The following is a 15,566-nucleotide window of genomic DNA, read 5'->3' as shown; positions in this document are numbered from 1 at the left end:
GCAATATTTATACTCAATCCAGCATTGAGCTATAGCCCTCCGCAAGAGTTTAGAAGCTTTAAACACGCGAATAGCCTGATACAGTGTTGTTCTTGAGTACATAGTACAGCCCCTACCATTGTCGGGGCTATTCTTCGTCACTGGCTCCACTTAACCACGCAATTATCCCGCTACGCGCAATGGCTCGCTTATCATCGGCAGGTAATTCACGAAAAAATTCTTTCCAGGCGTCCAGCTTACTCACCTTCTGTTCAAGATCCCTTACAATCACATCCTGGTTTGCTTCCGGGGCTTTGGCGCCTTCAACAGCCCGCCGCCAAATTGGGGAGTTCATCAACGTCGCCACAGCATCAGCCCCTGTCGGTTTAGCAGCATCCCTGGCCGCGGCAGTAGTTATAACCGCAGGTGCCACCACGGGGCCAACAATCGGAATATGAGCAACAGCATAACCAAGAGCCGTTCTTTTACCATGCTTTTTCAGCTTATAAACGAATCCCTCTGGCTTATCGAACTTATCGAGAAAAGTCGCCAGCTTCCCAGTGGAGACATGGTATCTCCGTGCACTATTTACAGCCTGACTGAGCACATACAAATCCCCCAACTGGCGCATGGTATCCGGTCCAAGCTCTTCAGCAAGAAGCCGTATTGTGCCGTTTCGCTGCAACCCCGAAAAGAATTTTACAAATCCGGGCAGATTGAATTCTCCTTCCGTTTTCGAACCAGTTCGGAATGCATCCCGCAGGGCTGTGGCGAATATATCCCGCCGCATTTTCTTGTCTGGAATAGCTGCCAGAAGTTTACGAAATGTCTTCGTGTCACCTTTCATCAGACTATCCATGGCTTTTCGGGCCTGATACATCAGATCACCGCTCATATCCTTGCCAAGCAAGCGCTTCACACTTTCTTCAAGCGTCTTTCGTTGACGGGTAAGTGCATTAGCCTGCTTGAGCTGATCACCCAGACCAACATCCTGAGCGATTTTTCCCTTATCGTTTTTCAGGTGATCATAAAGCGTTTCCAGATCATATTCTTCGGCAGAACCGAAGAGCGTGTTTTTTAACGTCGCACCCACCTTTTTCCGTTCGTTCTCAACTCGCGCGAATGTTGGAAGCTCTCCAGCTTCGTCTTTCGATATCGCGTGTAATACCCGTTTTTCGACAGGAGAAAGATGCTCCACACCACCAAGGTCTTTAGCCTTTTCAGCCAAATAGTGAAGCGTGCCGGGCATTTCAACCCTTTGTCGAACAGGTATTTTTTTGGCTATTCCACCAAAAAGCGCGTTCTCTTTTGCCTTTAGCCCATCCCGAACAGCATGAAACTCACTCAAAAAACGCTCATTCATTGCGAGCTTATCGGGCATTGCACCTGCAAGATCGGCGATATCGGAGGCTTTTTTAGCTATGGAGCCTATGACATCCAATTTAGCCCTTCCTGGCCAGCACCTTTAGCCATACCGATATAATCCGGGTCGCCGCCGGAATATCTGCTGCCAATCGCCATAATTTTTTACCCTTAAAGCATGCCAGCGGAGGCCATCAGGCCAAAACCCTGCATCGCCATGCCCATTTGTTTATTTAAAAAGGATTCAGTACCGGTACCGTCCAGCCAGTAGAGCATCGCCATCGGGAAACCCAGTTTTTTGGTGGTGGCTTTCATGAAACGAGCACCACCAGCCAGGCCCTGCAACCCGTCAAAACTACCTTTCACAATTTCTACGGAGTTTTTACGCCAGAAAATACTTGGTGATTCATCGGTTGTGTTGAGGATCGTAATGGCGGCACCACTGGCCCCCTTCGCGCTTACGTTCTGGTACGGGCCTGCCGGGATCACTGGTGGAGTAATCTCTGCTGTTGCGCCATTCACATTCACTACACGGAAGGTTTTCAGACGTGGCGTTTTCGTTTTCTTCACCTGATGAACGGCATACACGCCAGCGATGGTAAACGCATCACCAACCGCTAGGCCTTCCGCGCTCACAGTGATTGTCATGGAACGGTTATCAACCGGAACCTCACCGTCACCCATGGAGGCCGCCTGCATGGCTTTCGGTGTATAACTGGCATCGCCACCAGCATGCTGGATTTGTTGTAGGTGCCTTCCCTGGCGTAGAACTCGGCAGTGTTCCCGCCCTTTATCTGCTGCGTCCATATCCTCTGCTGCAGGAACGCATTGAACTGGATGGTGCACCAGCCCGCTTTCAGCATGCGCAGCGAGAGATCGGTATCTTCGTTATACCGGCCGCGCCAGCGCCAGGGCAGATCGTTGCGGATGAGGTTGCAGGAATAGATACGGGTGTTGGTCATAAACGGGCGCACCTTCTCCCGCCGCGGTACGAACATGAAATAGTTCGGCCCTGCCAGCCCGACGTTTTCATACCGCAGCACGAAATCTTCCATGCAACGAAAGATAGTGCCATCCGCCACCCGGATCTTTCGGTTGTTGTGGAGGCGATAAAAATTGCGGATGTTGTCGTCCATCACCCAGTGCCAGGCAAAGCCATGGGCCACCGAGTGATCCCAGACGAAATTGCGCGCCGGGCCGGGGACTGTGCTTTTCGTCAGGCCGAGATCGTCGAATGTGTCGTATTCCCGCTGATATTTTTTATCCAGAACCAGTATTTTTTTCGGGTCGATTACAGAAGCGTACGCGTCGTATTCCTGTTCCTCTATCACGATAAAATAAGGGGTCTGCATAAACTCCAGGGATCGAGCGGTCAGGCGCGAATCAGCCCTCCCTTTGCTGATTATGTACAGGGGAAACTGAGGATTCATCGCTGATATATGCCTTATCAGATACCAGATCCCGACGCTGTTCGGGATACCAGAGATATTTGGTTTTATCCGTGATTTTCTGCCCGAGCAGTACCACGAAATTCTGCACATCAATCGCGGTTTCAAAATGAACTATTAACTGCCTGCACCCGTTTTGATCCGTCTGGTTAAAATCCGGCATCCCTACCCAGTGCTCCTGAATATCATCGGGCTCTATTTTTAAAAGTTTGCTGATCTCTGCTTCAGAAAACCCAATTTTTTCGATATCAAAATCGAGTTCACTCAGCGCGACAATCTCGAGGCTCAGTAACTTTTCATCCCACTGGGCGTTACGCGGCAGACGGTTATCAGCAAGGCGATATGCGCGTTTTTGCGAATCCGAAAGGCCCGATAGAGTGATCGTCGGTACCGGGTCGATCCCCAGCTGTTCGGCAGCCAGAACACGACCATGTCCGGCGATTATCTCCCCTGCTTCATCAATCAGAATAGGGTTCGTCCAGCCAAACTCCTTGATGCTGTCCACCAGCTGCGCCACCTGCGCATCATCGTGCAACATGGCGTTGCGCGCATAGGGCAGCAGCTCCCGTCGGGCGCGGTACATGATTTTCAGTTTATCGGTCATAAGCCACCACAAATAAAAAGCGCCGGCAGCCGTGCGCAGGGTGCGCGGTGGGAAACTACCGGCGGCTTTGTTAACAAAAAAGAATTATTGAACATCACCTTTTTAGCAATTTCGGCCTAATTACGAGAGCAGATCCTTGATAACCTCACGAACTCATTTTTATGTTTCAAGGGTTCTTATGGCACAGTCCAATATCGACATGTTCGACGAAATTACCGGGCGTGTTTTCGCCGATCTTTATAATAACTTTCCTTGCTTTTATTTCTTAAGACCGGAGGATTACACCGTTCCTATTGAAAATTCAAACGACTTTGTGAAAGACATTATTAAAGAAGAGGCAAGTTTGAGTTTTGTGGCAGATTCTTTTTATTGGCTTGTTGAGTCTGGATTTATTTCAGGTAAAAAGATGGCAGACGGTAGCATTAAAGGTGCAGTACTAACTGCAAAAGGCCTAGAATGCTTGAAAAAAACGCCAGATAGTCTGCACCCATCAAATGGCACACAATTAACCGAAGCCGTAAAAAGCGGAAGTGCCTCAGCAGTTAAAATTATAGCCAACCAAATTTTAGCTACTGGCGTTACCTTGGCGCTTAACAAAATGGGCATGGCTTAATAACGACAAGATAATCATTATCGAGCGCCATTAGATGGCGCTCTGTAATGGCTTCTTATAGTTAGCAATAGAATATTAATTAGGAGAGGAATAACTCCTTCTCATCAAGCCGACGGTTAAGCAATCCCTGCACTACTTCGCCGTTATCATGATCCCATTTGGGGAATTCATTGGCCGCGCCGGTATAGTCGCCAGCGTTAAGCTTTTTCAGAAGAGTGGAACCAGTAAAAGCGAATTCGCCCAGGTTGAAAATAAACGATGCCAGCGCATCGAACTGGTTTTGATTCAGCGTCACAGCGATATGGCCGTTAATGCAGGTTTCCACCGGGACAAGGTCATCTGCAAGAAACTGATCGGCCTGGTCCTGGGTGATGGTCTGCCCTTCCTTCACGCCTTTAGTGTGACCAACGCCGATTGTCCAAACGCCGCCACCGTCGTGATACGCCGTTAATACACAACCTTCATGAGAGCGGATAAAGCCGATCCCGTTATTACTTGTTTTCATCATTTTTGCTTACCAAATTATTTTTATGTGCATCCCATGCGCCCAGCACCGCGGCACGAATACGATCAGCACCAATAAACCCCACCAGCATCCCAACAATCGGCATCCATTCCTCATGGAGGCCTGTTTTACGCATGACGGCCAATACGCTGAGCGTGATAGCGATCGCCAGCAGGCCAGCAAAAAAAGATGCCGCCCAGCCTTTGCCGTCTTTCAATGATGACCATAGCGCGGCCAGAAAAGCTGTGAGACTTCCCCATGTGGCATAGGGATGACTGGCCAGCCAAGCGAGGGTTGCAGTCAGCCACCCAAGCAAGCCGGGTTCTTTTTCGATCATGATTTGCCTTACCCGGATTGCGGGTATGAGAAAGCCCGCGCAAGGCGGGCATGTTAAATAAAAAATCCCCGAAGTTCCAGGAGCGGATATGGGGAAAGGCGTTGCACTAAATGGACCTGTCAGCGGCCTTAATATGGAAAGCCCAGGCGAACACCCAGGCCAGAAATTTTCTTAAGCGCCAGAAACAAAAAACCCCGCCGAAGCGAGGTTTATGTTTGGGCAGGTAGGGAGATGTGCTGTTACCACAAGCTGAAGGGATTCTCCAATTCAGTTAACTTGCAGCTATGCTCGAGCATTCCTACTTTTCACTAGACTGCTACTTTTCGCCTTAAAAGTGAGCGCGGAAACCCGCCTGTCTTGCTATCCCTAACCCCTAGCTCAAGCTCCAAAAAAAGGCGTTCCTGGATTGCACAAGGGGGCGTTCAAAAAGTTTGCCAAAGCAGACCTCCATTTCGCCCCGTAGTTTTGGGGTTTCGAAAATCATAAGTGGATATGTTTTGAAAAACATTGCGTTATATCAAAGAAAAACCCGCATTAAGCGGGTTATATAATTTTGGCAACATAACAAATTAGTCTTAAATATCGGCTATCTTGTTCGGTTTTGCAATATCTTTTGTTTGCCTCAGCAGAACAATTGTTAACTCTCGTCGTCAGCTGCAACATCAGCGAGGGAGACCGCTTCAGGTTGAGCATGTGCAAGTACGGGTATGTATTCTTTGTGTGTTTTCTCAAGGTAGGCGGTAGCTGTGCCACGTGTTACCTCATACTTCAGTTGTTTGTTAAAGAAACTTAACTTTGCTCTTGCTGCATGAATAATTTCTGCCCAAGTCATTATCCACACTTCAACATTCAAATCTCCATCATCTAATGTCTTACCTTTAGGCCAACCTCGTGTGCGTGCCTTCCGGGTAGCAAACTGATCCATGGTGTTTGAGACAGCGATAAAAGTCCACTTTGAATTTGTGTGATCGAATCTCTCATCTGAACTCACGGCCATAGCATACTTTTCAATTTGCCCTAAAACATCAAGGTCGATTTTTTGCGAAGGTCGTTTTAATTCCACGACTAAGTATTCAGTATACCCTTCATAAGGTTGCCGAGCTTTAGCAAACATTAAATCAACCCGACCACGATGCCCTCCGGGTAAAAGAACAGGGGTATCATCTTCGACATCTTCTCTTTTTCCAAGATGTTTAATATGTTTTTGAAGTACTGTTTCAAGCCAGTCCTCAGAACCAGCCAAATAAAAGTCTTCACGAAAAATCCAAGCTTCCTTCTCTAGTATTTTATGAAGTTGATCTCTTTCTAGCAGGGATTTTTTTGTATCCCCGTCGTGAACGAGGTTATCCAAGCCGTCAATAAAATTAAGTCTATCACTAACTACTTTTGAAGCACTTATTATCGAGGACAGCGTAGTATTCTCTAACAACCCAGCCAGATCATCCTGTTCCTTTTTTTTGAGGCCTAATACTTCAGTTATTATTTTCTGAACAGAGTCAGGATTTTGCTTTATAGCTTGAGATAAAAGCATAAAAGTGAATTTTTTTGTTTTCTTATCAGATTTTTCAAAATTCTTCAGATAGCTTTGAACATTTACTGCCAAAATATCAAATACTTGCCGTTCAGCAATAGCTGTAGGGTCTAAAGGTATATTATCTGTGTAGGGGTAGATATCTTGCCTTTTCCACTGATCAATAATTTTTGCTTTTTCTTCAAAAGCTTTATCAAGAAAATGAGTTCTTGCTCTTTGAATAATTGCTTCCTTAAGCGATTTCACTTCAGGAAGAAGTTCCAACACTCCAATTTGATTATTTTCACTAATTTTTTTGAAATGATCGCACTTTGCGTACAGTGTAAAATCAAAACCAGGAGCTCTAATAACTGGACCTAATTTTTCCTTATGCACCGAAAAACCATATGAATCACAATAATGTAGTTCTCGTTGAACCTTATCTTTCCATTCAATAATAGAAAGCGCTGCTTTGACAGATCGCCCATCTTCCAGTTGTATGTCTCCTAGATCATAATCTGATTTATCTAACCAAGCATCAGTAGGAGATATTACTTGCTCATTAACTTTAAGAATACGGTTTGGATATTCAGTCAAAAATAAAGCAAACTCATTTGTTATATCAATCAATGCTGAATTATTCAGCAGTGAAAAGCAGTGATCATTGACATTAAAAATTTCTACTTCTGTGCCAGAAGCACTTGATTCAACAAGAACAGGTTCACTAATTGTAAAATCATTGATTTTATTAGCATCCGTAGAAATGGTGTAACTGTAAAAACTTTCATTTTCCTCATACGTTGTTCGCCAAATGACTTTTTCGCCAAGAGAAAGAGACTTAAATCGCCCTCGCCCATATTGTCCGTGTAAGGAACAATCCCCATTTGCTTTCGCTGATTTTTTCCATGACTCCCCTAAATTACCAAAATAGTCAGCAACTTTTTTATAATTAATACCTACACCTTCGTCTTTGATTAGAATAGATTCAATCAAATCAAACATAGGATTTTTTTTAATAAACACACTTACTCTATTAGATTTGGCATCGAATCCATTCCAAATAATTTCAGAAAGTGCTGGCACGGGTTTTGCTGAGGCAAGTGACTTAAGGTGATCAGCTCCTGCCTTTACTGTTATTTTAGACATATGTATTCCCTAACCCTAATATTCTTTGATTGAATATTGCCATAAATTAATGAATTGTCTAATAAAATATGGTTCTAAAGGAGGATACGATGTTACACAAAGTTAAAGCTTTACAGTGTGTAACATCGCTTCGCCTAGAAGATGCAGTCTCAAGATGAGGGCGATTTCATAAGCTAGTTTGTCTTGCACCCTCCTTGAGCTTCAGAGCTTTATGAAGTGCATTACAATCTAGAGTCTCTACTGCTTTCTTTAACAATTGCCAGTGAGGGGCATATATCTCGTGCCAAGTAGAACGTGATACAACAAGCTGAGAAGCTAGTAACGCGCCAGCGTATTGCTTGTAAGTATCGTTTAAACGCTTTACGGCAACTTCCTGCACAGCCAGCCAGACCAGCGAAATGATCCGCTTTTTGGTTTTCCTCAGCAGGCTTTCCGGCAGATGCCGTTGGTAGCCATTCCAGATCGCTTCACATATTTGCGTCTGATATTGAAAATCCAGATTAAATCCATAGCAGTAACGCAGCCAAGCTTGTTCATGCTCCGGCAGCATGTTGACCGCGCGTCGCCACGGTGCCGTAGCAAAATCATGATCCGTTATCGGTGGCATTGGTCTGGGGCGACTGCGGGTTTCCATTACATACAGCGCGCTATTTTCTGCCTTAACATAACAGACTCCACCTCTGCCGTTATCCAGCTCCACCACATGAATCTGCTTTCGCGGGTTGCGATCTTTATCCGCTGGCGGGTTCTCGCTGAAAGCTTGAAGCTGTCCTTTGGTTTTTCCGGAGTTATCCATCAGCGCGCGGGTGAGCTCAATCCGTGCGTATTCGAGTATTTGCTGATCCATCAGATAAAGCCCTTTTTGCGCCAGATTGCCAGCGTTCTCATTACCCCTTCGGCGTGCATAAGTTTGAGGTCGTCGCGGGAATATTCGGTTTTGGTGCGTCCATCTATTGCGTCATGACAACGATTGCAGGCAATTGCTCCCTGCAGGTCATCAGGCTTGCAACCGGTGCCGCACGTACCAGCCAGGCGGTAATGCGCCAGAACGCTGGTCTCAGGGTCGAAACAGCAGATGCCAGGGATTCGCACGGTGCACTCACGCCCACGCGCTTGCTTTGTGAGATCGATTTTTTTCACGCTGCGTACTCCAGCAGTTGCATGGCAACGTTCTCGGCTTCCTTCTCACTGGCAAAACGGCGGAAAAGGATCGTATTCCAAAGCACGTTAAAAACTGCTTTGTATACTTCGTGGAATTCGGCTTCGCTCATGTTGGCGAAAGATATTGAGCGCGCCTCACGGCGGCGGGTGCTGTCGGGGAGGACAAATTCATCATAGAAACCGGCTTCAATGGTCGCCCACTTGCGGAAAGCCTCGAATGACTTAACCACCGCGTGACCGTTCGCGCGGCGCTGCGCGCTGCGTTCAGTGAATGCCGTTTCTGTTTCCAGGAGTATTACGTCATTGCCGACGATAGATATCAGGTAACGGATGTATGAGTGGAGGTACTGCTTTTCTGCCGGGGTGATGGTTCCCCCTGCTGGCGTCCAGTATTCGAACCCCATATTGAGCAGCGCAAAAAAGCGTTTATGGACGAGGTAATTACGCGCCTGCTTAACGTCGCAGTTAAGCCAAACGCCGATTTTGACACGCTGCACTAAATCACTGGCCTCGGGCGTCGCCGGGGTCAGTGTATTTTGCGAGGTTTTTATCAGTTAAATCTGCGCCATCGGTTGTTCTCCGTGGCACAGCGTTACTCAGCAGGCGGTTCAGACCTGTATGGAGTATAGCTAAAACCTTTCGGCTTCTAAAGCGGTAAACCCTGCTTTTTTGAGCGCCTCACTCAGGGCTGGCAACGATGTTACGAACTCATTTTCACGTAAAGCGAACCCTCGCTTCGCTTCACCATCCACGAGATAAATAAGCACAGCACCAGTATGCTGGCTCACCCCTGGAAATAGATCGTCGGGTATCTCCATTGCACTCTCCGGTTGTGAAGTGCCCGTGCGCACGTCTGTTTGGTTCAAGAAACATAGACTTAAACTCACATATCACTTGCGAGAAGCAACAGATGCCGGGACAAGCACCACAATCCCCTCGCCTTAAAATATAACTGTGTTTATATACAGCATCACCAAACTGAGATTGTTCAACCCATTGATGCCAATTCAATATAATTAATTGTTTATATAATATTTATCTAATAAATCAGTGAGGTTGGTTTTAAGGTTTTTTGCAACTATGCGCTAAATACCCGTAAAGAAAAACCCGCCAAAGCGGGTTTTAGTAAACAGGTTTGTGAGTCAGTAGTATTCAAATTTCCAGCTAAAACAAAGCTAAATTCTGTCCCTTGCCAGCCTCAGGCTTAGTGGCAATCACTTCACGAATATCCTCGCCTAGTAGGCGAAAGCTTACCAAAGGCAACGGAGGTATAGTTGTAAATCCATCAGCTCCCCTCTTCCTGGCAACTTCTCTCGCATCCATAAGGATACGTCCTAAGACGTTCATGCCATAGAAGTTGCCTTCGGGATCTTTACTGGCCCCCCAGAACTGATCCTTTTCTGAATGCTCAACGATGTCATGATTGCCCGTGCTATCCAACAGTGCAAAGAACGTCTCCCAGTTCTGGCAAAGTTTAACGCAGACACACCACTTCATTATTGATACTCGATTCTTTTCCCAGCCATCACGAGTTTTGTCTTTAAAAGATCTGGCAGTTTGTTTTGCCTCGTACGGGTTTCCTTGGGTGATAATTGCCTTTTGTATGTCCGGATAGTCAGGATAACGACATGCCTGATAAAGGATTTCACTCGATTGAATAGGGATATCATTGACAAAGAGTGGGTACCCTTTAGCCATGTTAGATAATCCCCCCCATTTTTCGGTGGTTTTCCTGAAAGGTATTGCGTTCTGTTGTGGATAAAGTCTATAGCTCATGATTATCGATTATACACAATACGTTTCATAAGTGGGTACCAACAAGCCAATGCACGACCGCCTGACCGCTCGTAATTGCCCCACCAAAATGCCAAGGGGACATTGTTCGGGCAATTTCTATATGTAAAAGTTGTTCCACCAAAGCCAACTCCCGGAAAAGTCGAGAATCCTAGTGGCTTTATCCCTTTTTTAATATTATCGCTATGACGGAGTATTTCAAATCCGGTAGCGGTCAAAATAGACTCAAACTTATTGCGTCTCCGCTCATCTGGAAAATCGTCTCCTGAAACAAAACCATCACGACACGCTCCAGTGAACTTCTTGGGTTCATTAATCCATTTAGGAATTATTACATTTTGCTCAACAGGCCAAAAAACGCCAGAGCTTGCATTATATTTTAATCGATTTTCAACATCACCAAACTCACCCTCATTTACAATGATTGAGATGTTTCGACCGGGGAATGCACTTTCAATTTCCTTCCTGATATTCCAACTCGCAAAAGTATGCCCTGATAGAAAATGCAATAAAATCTTAACATCCTTTAAATCAAACTTATAAATTAACCATGATAGATCGTCATAGGCTTTTCTTCCTGAGAAACAAACATCATCAAAGTAAATAAACCTTTTGAATGAGGTTACCCAACGCCTAGATGATTCTCGTGTTACTGTATAAAGCTCATCTGGATATTTATCACCCAGCTCTTCGATAAGCTCATTTTGGCTAAATCCATCCTCTTGAATATTAAGAAAGGCTGAATCATCAAACACCTCTTTATTTTTTTCATCTTCAACCAGTTCTCTGATAATCCTTTTATAATCTTTCTTTGCTATATAACCTCGACTCAATATACGATCTGTTTCCTCTAAAATAAATCTACGATCCGCAGGGTCAAATTGGTCAATCCAGCGTGAGACATGCTCAGCATTCATTCCCCCAGGAGGCACATGACGATAATCTGATAGAGTTGAACTAATACTTTCTTTTAGTTTTTCTTCGACGGTCACTACACGGCTCATGAAAGTTCCTTTTATGCACTTAAGTACATTTAAGAATACTCTTAATAATTTTAAATAAAAGAGACTGCAATCATAAAGTTAACGATTTGCAACCTAATCCATATGTCGATGACCCGCGCTTAATCAATGCCATTGCTGGCGAGACACACTGATTTCCCTACACATCTAAACCGTGGGGCGACTTACGGGCGAATAGTTCAATTCGTACTACATCGCCAAGCAGCTGCGTCAGCATTTCACGAGCGAGATCAGTCTTATATGAATTCACGCGCCGGGGAGTACTAGAATGCGGGATCATCCATGAATCCTGACGCGATGGCAGCTTCCCTATTTAACAACCCTGAGGTGCGTCACGTTCTTGCGATAGCTCTCCCAGTCAAACGTTACCCACATGCCTGAATCCATTTTCAGGCGATCCACTACTCGTTCCCCAAGCGTGGCCGCCAGGTCGTTGTAGTTGAGATTGGTCAACACCCCAACCGGTCGCATGGAAGCAAGGCGGCGATCGATAATCTGATTGATGATTATTTTTTCGTGCCTGGAGTCCTTCTGGATCCCGACCTCATCCAGCACCAGCAGATCGACACGGCACAGTTTGTCGAGCAGAGAGGACTCAGACTGGCCGCCGTCATAGCAGGCTCGCACCCGCAGCATCAGGTCAGCGACGGTCACGATCAGCACGGTTAAATTCCGCTGCATCAGGTAATTTCCAATTGCCGCTGCCAGGTGGTTTTTCCCCGTACCGGGCTTTCATGGCCTGATAAGAAGGCACCAACATTTCACGAGCAGCGTTCATTGTCCGAACGCCTGTATGAAGCGCAGGGTATCAATACGCAAAAATTGCTGGGCCATAAATCGCCTCAGCAGACGGCAAAATACCATGATGACCGAGGCAAAGACTGGACCATTGTCGCTCTCTGAATGGTGGATTTTATAATCAGTTTTGGGGAAGAGTTTTGGGGAAAGGATAGGAGAAGATAAAAGCCAACATAAATTTAACATCTATGTTGGCTTTTTGTTGCTTAAAAATTTTTACATGTTCGCGATAATTGCGTCGCCGAATTCGCTACATTTCAGCAGCTTAGCGCCTTCCATCAGACGTTCGAAGTCATAGGTCACGGTCTTGTTGTTGATCGCGCCTTCCATACCTTTAACGATCAGGTCTGCGGCTTCGAACCATTCCATATGACGCAGCAGTAGTTCCACGCAATCATTGTAAGCCATTACTTTCTATAAGAATGGTAACACAAAAACAGATTTTATGGCTTGTCTGACCTGCTTTATAACTCCTTGTTTTTGCCATAATTGCTTAGAGTTTTGATAACCACTTTTAAAGGCTAAAAGTGCATTACCCGCTCAAAACTATTTTTGCCGGGGCGAGTTGAGATAGGCATCGTAACGCCATGCTGCGGGTGTTAATCCCGTTCTTTTTTTGAAGAGCCTGGTGAACTGGCTAACGTTTTCAAAACCGCACTCTTCAGCCACCTCTTTCAGTGATTTCGTTTTCTGTACCAGTAAGTGGCAGGCATAGTCTGTTCTCAGATGTACGATGGTCTGCTGGACGGTTCTGCCCGTCTCGCGGGTCATCATTAAATCAAGTGCTCGCCTTTTTAACCCGAAGCGCGACGCGATGGCATCCGCCTCAAGGCGCGTGGCCAGATTATTTTTTATAAACTGAAGTGTTGATGCAACCTCTGTGGACATCGAAGTAAGGGCCCCGTCCGAATTATATTTAGCCTCCTTACTGACTATCGCGGTGCTTAATTTTTTTATTTCGCTGATTCTTTCCAGTCTTTTTTGCCCAATGAGCCCGGCTATCTTTGAAGCAGCATGCCCTCCCGTACACAGCCATATGTCACCTCTGGTTAAAACACCGGTATGAACTGGAATGGATTCAGAAGAGTAATGCTCACCTGAACGCCGGGTAGCATTAAAAGCAGCCAGGGTATGTTCACTGATGAAATCATTTTTTGCCAGGTGAAAAGCGGCGTGGTCCATACCTGCGACGACCATTCCCTTTTTGAGTGCCTTATCGATAACTGGTTTCAGATAAAACGCGGGCTGTTCATTATCGTGACCGGACCTGCTGCCGAAAATGATTAAGTAATGGTTAATACCCGACACCAGTTCCTGTGACTTCAGAGTCAGGCTGGTTTTAACTTGCGTACCACAGGCTGAGGTTACAGGCTCATTATCAGGCGCAACTAAATCCCAGCCAAAGGTGAGAGACGTTTCTCCATCACCAGGGGATTGCAATGAAAGCAGGCGCTCGAGAAAAACTCCCATGGACATTAATGAAAACCCCGGAAGCAAGAGTAGTTTAAGAGATATTCTTGTGTCGTTTTTTCCGTGTGGTGCCAATGCTCAGCTATCCGTTATTAAAATATGATTACAATATGATACTGGAAAATTCTCAATGAAATCATCTTATTCAGTTCACATTCTTTCTAAACAAATATTTCCCAGATGAAACTTCAACTATTTTTTTGATCGATGTGGCAACTTGTTTATACCACTTGTTTAGGCCATCGTCTTCTGCGTGGCGCAGGAAGGATGGAGCGCGTGGTGAGCCGGGTTCCGCATACAGAACATAACGCACCGTGTGGCAGATTTTGTATGGGATCGAAGGAGGTGAAAAAGAACCGGTTACTTCTGCATACAGGACAGAGAAATTTCATAACAGGTATGACCCTCACGCCGTTGGCTGAACTGACATCATACACAGTTTCGTTATAAATAAAGGTGCAATGATTAACATTTCTTAATGTTTTTGTAGCCAGGCTTAAAAGCACTGACTAACAAACATGACCAAATGCAATGAACCAGCAGCGCTCGCAGTTTATGGTAGAGCCACGCGTCATCCTGAACGAGTTAATGTTGCTCCGGACCGCACCAGATATTTAATAATGCCCGGGAAAGACCGATAAGACCCGACACGATAAGCACAAACAAAACGGCTAACAAAACAACTCCCGCCATCAGAGATTCCTTCTCAAAGTTGTAAAAAATGCCTGCCGATTAAGCAAGCAAATGAAATCAGCACAAACATATAGCTTACCCTGATACAGATGCCAGGTGTCTCCCGGTGACTCGTTACCAGTCATACGAGCCGCAAGCATATCTGCACTCAGCAGTTAACTGGATTGCCCCGCCGCACAGGGGGATTCACCTTCATTAAAGGTAGATGATTTTAAACGAAGCGCTAATACCCCCTACCTAAAGTTATGGCTCATGCTGCCGATACGTTAACGACCTGCGTCATGAGCGCGGGGTTGATAACAAAACTAAGGGATTTGTGCCCGTTCCCGTACGGGCTTTTTTTCTCTACTTCAGAGTGATCGAGAATGCGGCTAATGATAATTACTGCTCAACATCCGGTTCTTCGTCTGACTGCAAACCGAGTTTAGCTTCCAGATACTCAACGCGCTCAACGAGTGCCAGGATTGCCTCATGGTGAAGCGCTCCAACACCCGCGACATTCAGTGACAGGAATCCGTCATTATCCTCACCGACAACCTCCGGTAGAACCTCTTTCACTTCCTGAGCGATATACCCTGCAGAATCAACATCACCTTTTTTATAAGTAAAAGTCTTCCCATGAAATGACCTCATTTTCTCAATGGGATTTTCAATGGTTTTAATATTGTATTTCAGTCGCTCATCTGATGGGTTGTTCCATGTGCCGCCGCCTGCGTTGCCGTTAGCACCAAAGATAAAAGACGAGTTTAAATTTGATGATCCACCATTAGCGTTAATTTGCACCCTGTCTATATTAGTGCTGGAGCCTCTTACGCCACCAATCGACCAGCCGCCGTTGTACCAGCTGCCAGTTAGGTAATTTACAAAATTTCCTTCTACGGTGTCATTTTTGACGTTGTTTAGCTCAATCCCGTTATTGGATTCAGGCCGCCACGCATTAACCCCGCAGCCACCTCCCGCACTGGTGTGAATGTCTGTAAATACGCTGCCTCCGGCATTTACCGTCATTTTGCCAGTTACCTGCACGTTGCCGTTTACGACACCGCCGGACTCACTACTCAGTGCCTTTACGTCTGCCGCAGCCAGGGCTGCAGTGTCTTTTCTCAATGCCATGATGTAACCCC

At 45.8% G+C, this 15,566-nt stretch carries 16 protein-coding genes and 3 pseudogenes; 2 read left to right on the top strand and 17 right to left on the bottom strand.

Going from position 1 to position 15,566, the window contains the following annotated elements:
• Window positions 1–127 precede the first annotated feature (127 nt).
• The 4 genes from NB069_RS08795 to NB069_RS08780 all read right to left on the bottom strand — a co-directional run bounded on the left by NB069_RS08795 (window position 128) and on the right by NB069_RS08780 (window position 3,393).
• Entirely contained in the window at window positions 128–1,420 is a 1,293-nt protein-coding gene (locus NB069_RS08795) for a hypothetical protein (RefSeq protein WP_250588991.1), read from the bottom strand.
• Between the two features lie 92 nt (window positions 1,421–1,512).
• The gene (locus NB069_RS08790; protein ID WP_350223407.1) at window positions 1,513–2,025 is read right to left on the bottom strand and encodes a P22 phage major capsid protein family protein; all 513 of its coding nucleotides are present in this window, start codon (window positions 2,023–2,025) and stop codon (window positions 1,513–1,515) included.
• Window positions 1,986–2,771: a hypothetical protein gene (locus tag NB069_RS08785; protein WP_350223406.1), complete on the bottom strand. Its 786-nt coding sequence runs from the start codon at window positions 2,769–2,771 to the stop codon at window positions 1,986–1,988. Before NB069_RS08785 ends, NB069_RS08790 begins: the two co-directional genes overlap by 40 nt.
• A complete protein-coding gene (locus NB069_RS08780; protein ID WP_250588988.1) occupies window positions 2,725–3,393 on the bottom strand; it encodes a ParB/Srx family N-terminal domain-containing protein in 669 nt (222 codons plus the stop codon). Before NB069_RS08780 ends, NB069_RS08785 begins: the two co-directional genes overlap by 47 nt.
• A gap of 178 nt (window positions 3,394–3,571) precedes the next feature.
• Between NB069_RS08780 and NB069_RS08775 the strand changes: the two genes are divergently transcribed.
• Window positions 3,572–4,006 (top strand): hypothetical protein, encoded by a 435-nt coding sequence (locus tag NB069_RS08775; protein WP_250588987.1) that lies wholly within the window; start codon window positions 3,572–3,574, stop codon window positions 4,004–4,006.
• A gap of 79 nt (window positions 4,007–4,085) precedes the next feature.
• Here the strand turns inward: NB069_RS08775 and NB069_RS08770 are convergent, their stop codons facing one another.
• The 10 genes and pseudogenes from NB069_RS08770 to NB069_RS08725 all read right to left on the bottom strand — a co-directional run.
• Window positions 4,086–4,511, bottom strand: coding sequence for a lysozyme (locus tag NB069_RS08770; RefSeq protein ID WP_250588986.1), 426 nt, complete (start codon window positions 4,509–4,511; stop codon window positions 4,086–4,088).
• Window positions 4,498–4,848, bottom strand: coding sequence for a phage holin family protein (locus NB069_RS08765; protein ID WP_250588985.1), 351 nt, complete (start codon window positions 4,846–4,848; stop codon window positions 4,498–4,500). Before NB069_RS08765 ends, NB069_RS08770 begins: the two co-directional genes overlap by 14 nt.
• Before the next feature lie 637 nt (window positions 4,849–5,485).
• Complete coding sequence (locus tag NB069_RS08760) at window positions 5,486–7,504, bottom strand: ATP-binding protein (RefSeq protein ID WP_250588984.1); 2,019 nt, start codon at window positions 7,502–7,504, stop codon at window positions 5,486–5,488.
• A gap of 166 nt (window positions 7,505–7,670) precedes the next feature.
• The gene (locus NB069_RS08755) at window positions 7,671–8,351 is read right to left on the bottom strand and encodes a bacteriophage antitermination protein Q (RefSeq protein WP_250588983.1); all 681 of its coding nucleotides are present in this window, start codon (window positions 8,349–8,351) and stop codon (window positions 7,671–7,673) included.
• A complete protein-coding gene (locus tag NB069_RS08750; RefSeq protein WP_250588982.1) occupies window positions 8,351–8,644 on the bottom strand; it encodes a DUF1364 domain-containing protein in 294 nt (97 codons plus the stop codon). Before NB069_RS08750 ends, NB069_RS08755 begins: the two co-directional genes overlap by 1 nt.
• Entirely contained in the window at window positions 8,641–9,219 is a 579-nt protein-coding gene (locus NB069_RS08745; protein ID WP_250589478.1) for a DUF1367 family protein, read from the bottom strand. Before NB069_RS08745 ends, NB069_RS08750 begins: the two co-directional genes overlap by 4 nt.
• A 75-nt stretch (window positions 9,220–9,294) precedes the next feature.
• The gene (locus NB069_RS08740) at window positions 9,295–9,483 is read right to left on the bottom strand and encodes a hypothetical protein (protein ID WP_250588981.1); all 189 of its coding nucleotides are present in this window, start codon (window positions 9,481–9,483) and stop codon (window positions 9,295–9,297) included.
• Between the two features lie 346 nt (window positions 9,484–9,829).
• Window positions 9,830–10,441 (bottom strand): NADAR family protein, encoded by a 612-nt coding sequence (locus NB069_RS08735; protein ID WP_250588980.1) that lies wholly within the window; start codon window positions 10,439–10,441, stop codon window positions 9,830–9,832.
• Window positions 10,442–10,443: 2 nt separating this feature from the next.
• On the bottom strand, window positions 10,444–11,463 hold the full coding sequence (locus NB069_RS08730) for a phosphoribosyltransferase-like protein (RefSeq protein WP_250588979.1): 1,020 nt from the start codon (window positions 11,461–11,463) through the stop codon (window positions 10,444–10,446).
• 327 nt (window positions 11,464–11,790) lie between these two features.
• A pseudogene (locus NB069_RS08725) lies at window positions 11,791–12,210 on the bottom strand (ATP-binding protein); the annotation flags it as partial.
• On the opposite strand from NB069_RS08725, the pseudogene NB069_RS08720 reads away from it, so the two are divergent.
• Window positions 12,202–12,384: pseudogene (locus tag NB069_RS08720) on the top strand (integrase); the annotation flags it as partial. The pseudogenes NB069_RS08725 and NB069_RS08720 sit on opposite strands and share 9 nt — an antisense overlap.
• Window positions 12,385–12,495: 111 nt before the next feature.
• On the opposite strand, the pseudogene NB069_RS08715 reads toward NB069_RS08720, so the two are convergent.
• From NB069_RS08715 to NB069_RS08705, 3 genes and pseudogenes are all read right to left on the bottom strand, one after another.
• Window positions 12,496–12,666: pseudogene (locus tag NB069_RS08715) on the bottom strand (isocitrate/isopropylmalate family dehydrogenase); the annotation flags it as partial.
• Between the two features lie 159 nt (window positions 12,667–12,825).
• A complete protein-coding gene (locus NB069_RS08710) occupies window positions 12,826–13,755 on the bottom strand; it encodes a helix-turn-helix domain-containing protein (RefSeq protein WP_250588978.1) in 930 nt (309 codons plus the stop codon).
• 1,068 nt (window positions 13,756–14,823) lie between these two features.
• On the bottom strand, window positions 14,824–15,555 hold the full coding sequence (locus NB069_RS08705) for a tail fiber domain-containing protein (RefSeq protein WP_250588977.1): 732 nt from the start codon (window positions 15,553–15,555) through the stop codon (window positions 14,824–14,826).
• Between the last annotated feature and the right edge of the window lie 11 nt (window positions 15,556–15,566).

The sequence above is a fragment of the Leclercia adecarboxylata genome, from assembly GCF_023639785.1.
Lineage (GTDB): Bacteria > Pseudomonadota > Gammaproteobacteria > Enterobacterales > Enterobacteriaceae > Enterobacter > Enterobacter adecarboxylatus_D.
Note: the sequence above shows the minus strand (reverse complement) of the source record. Positions and strands in the feature narration are given on the sequence as shown.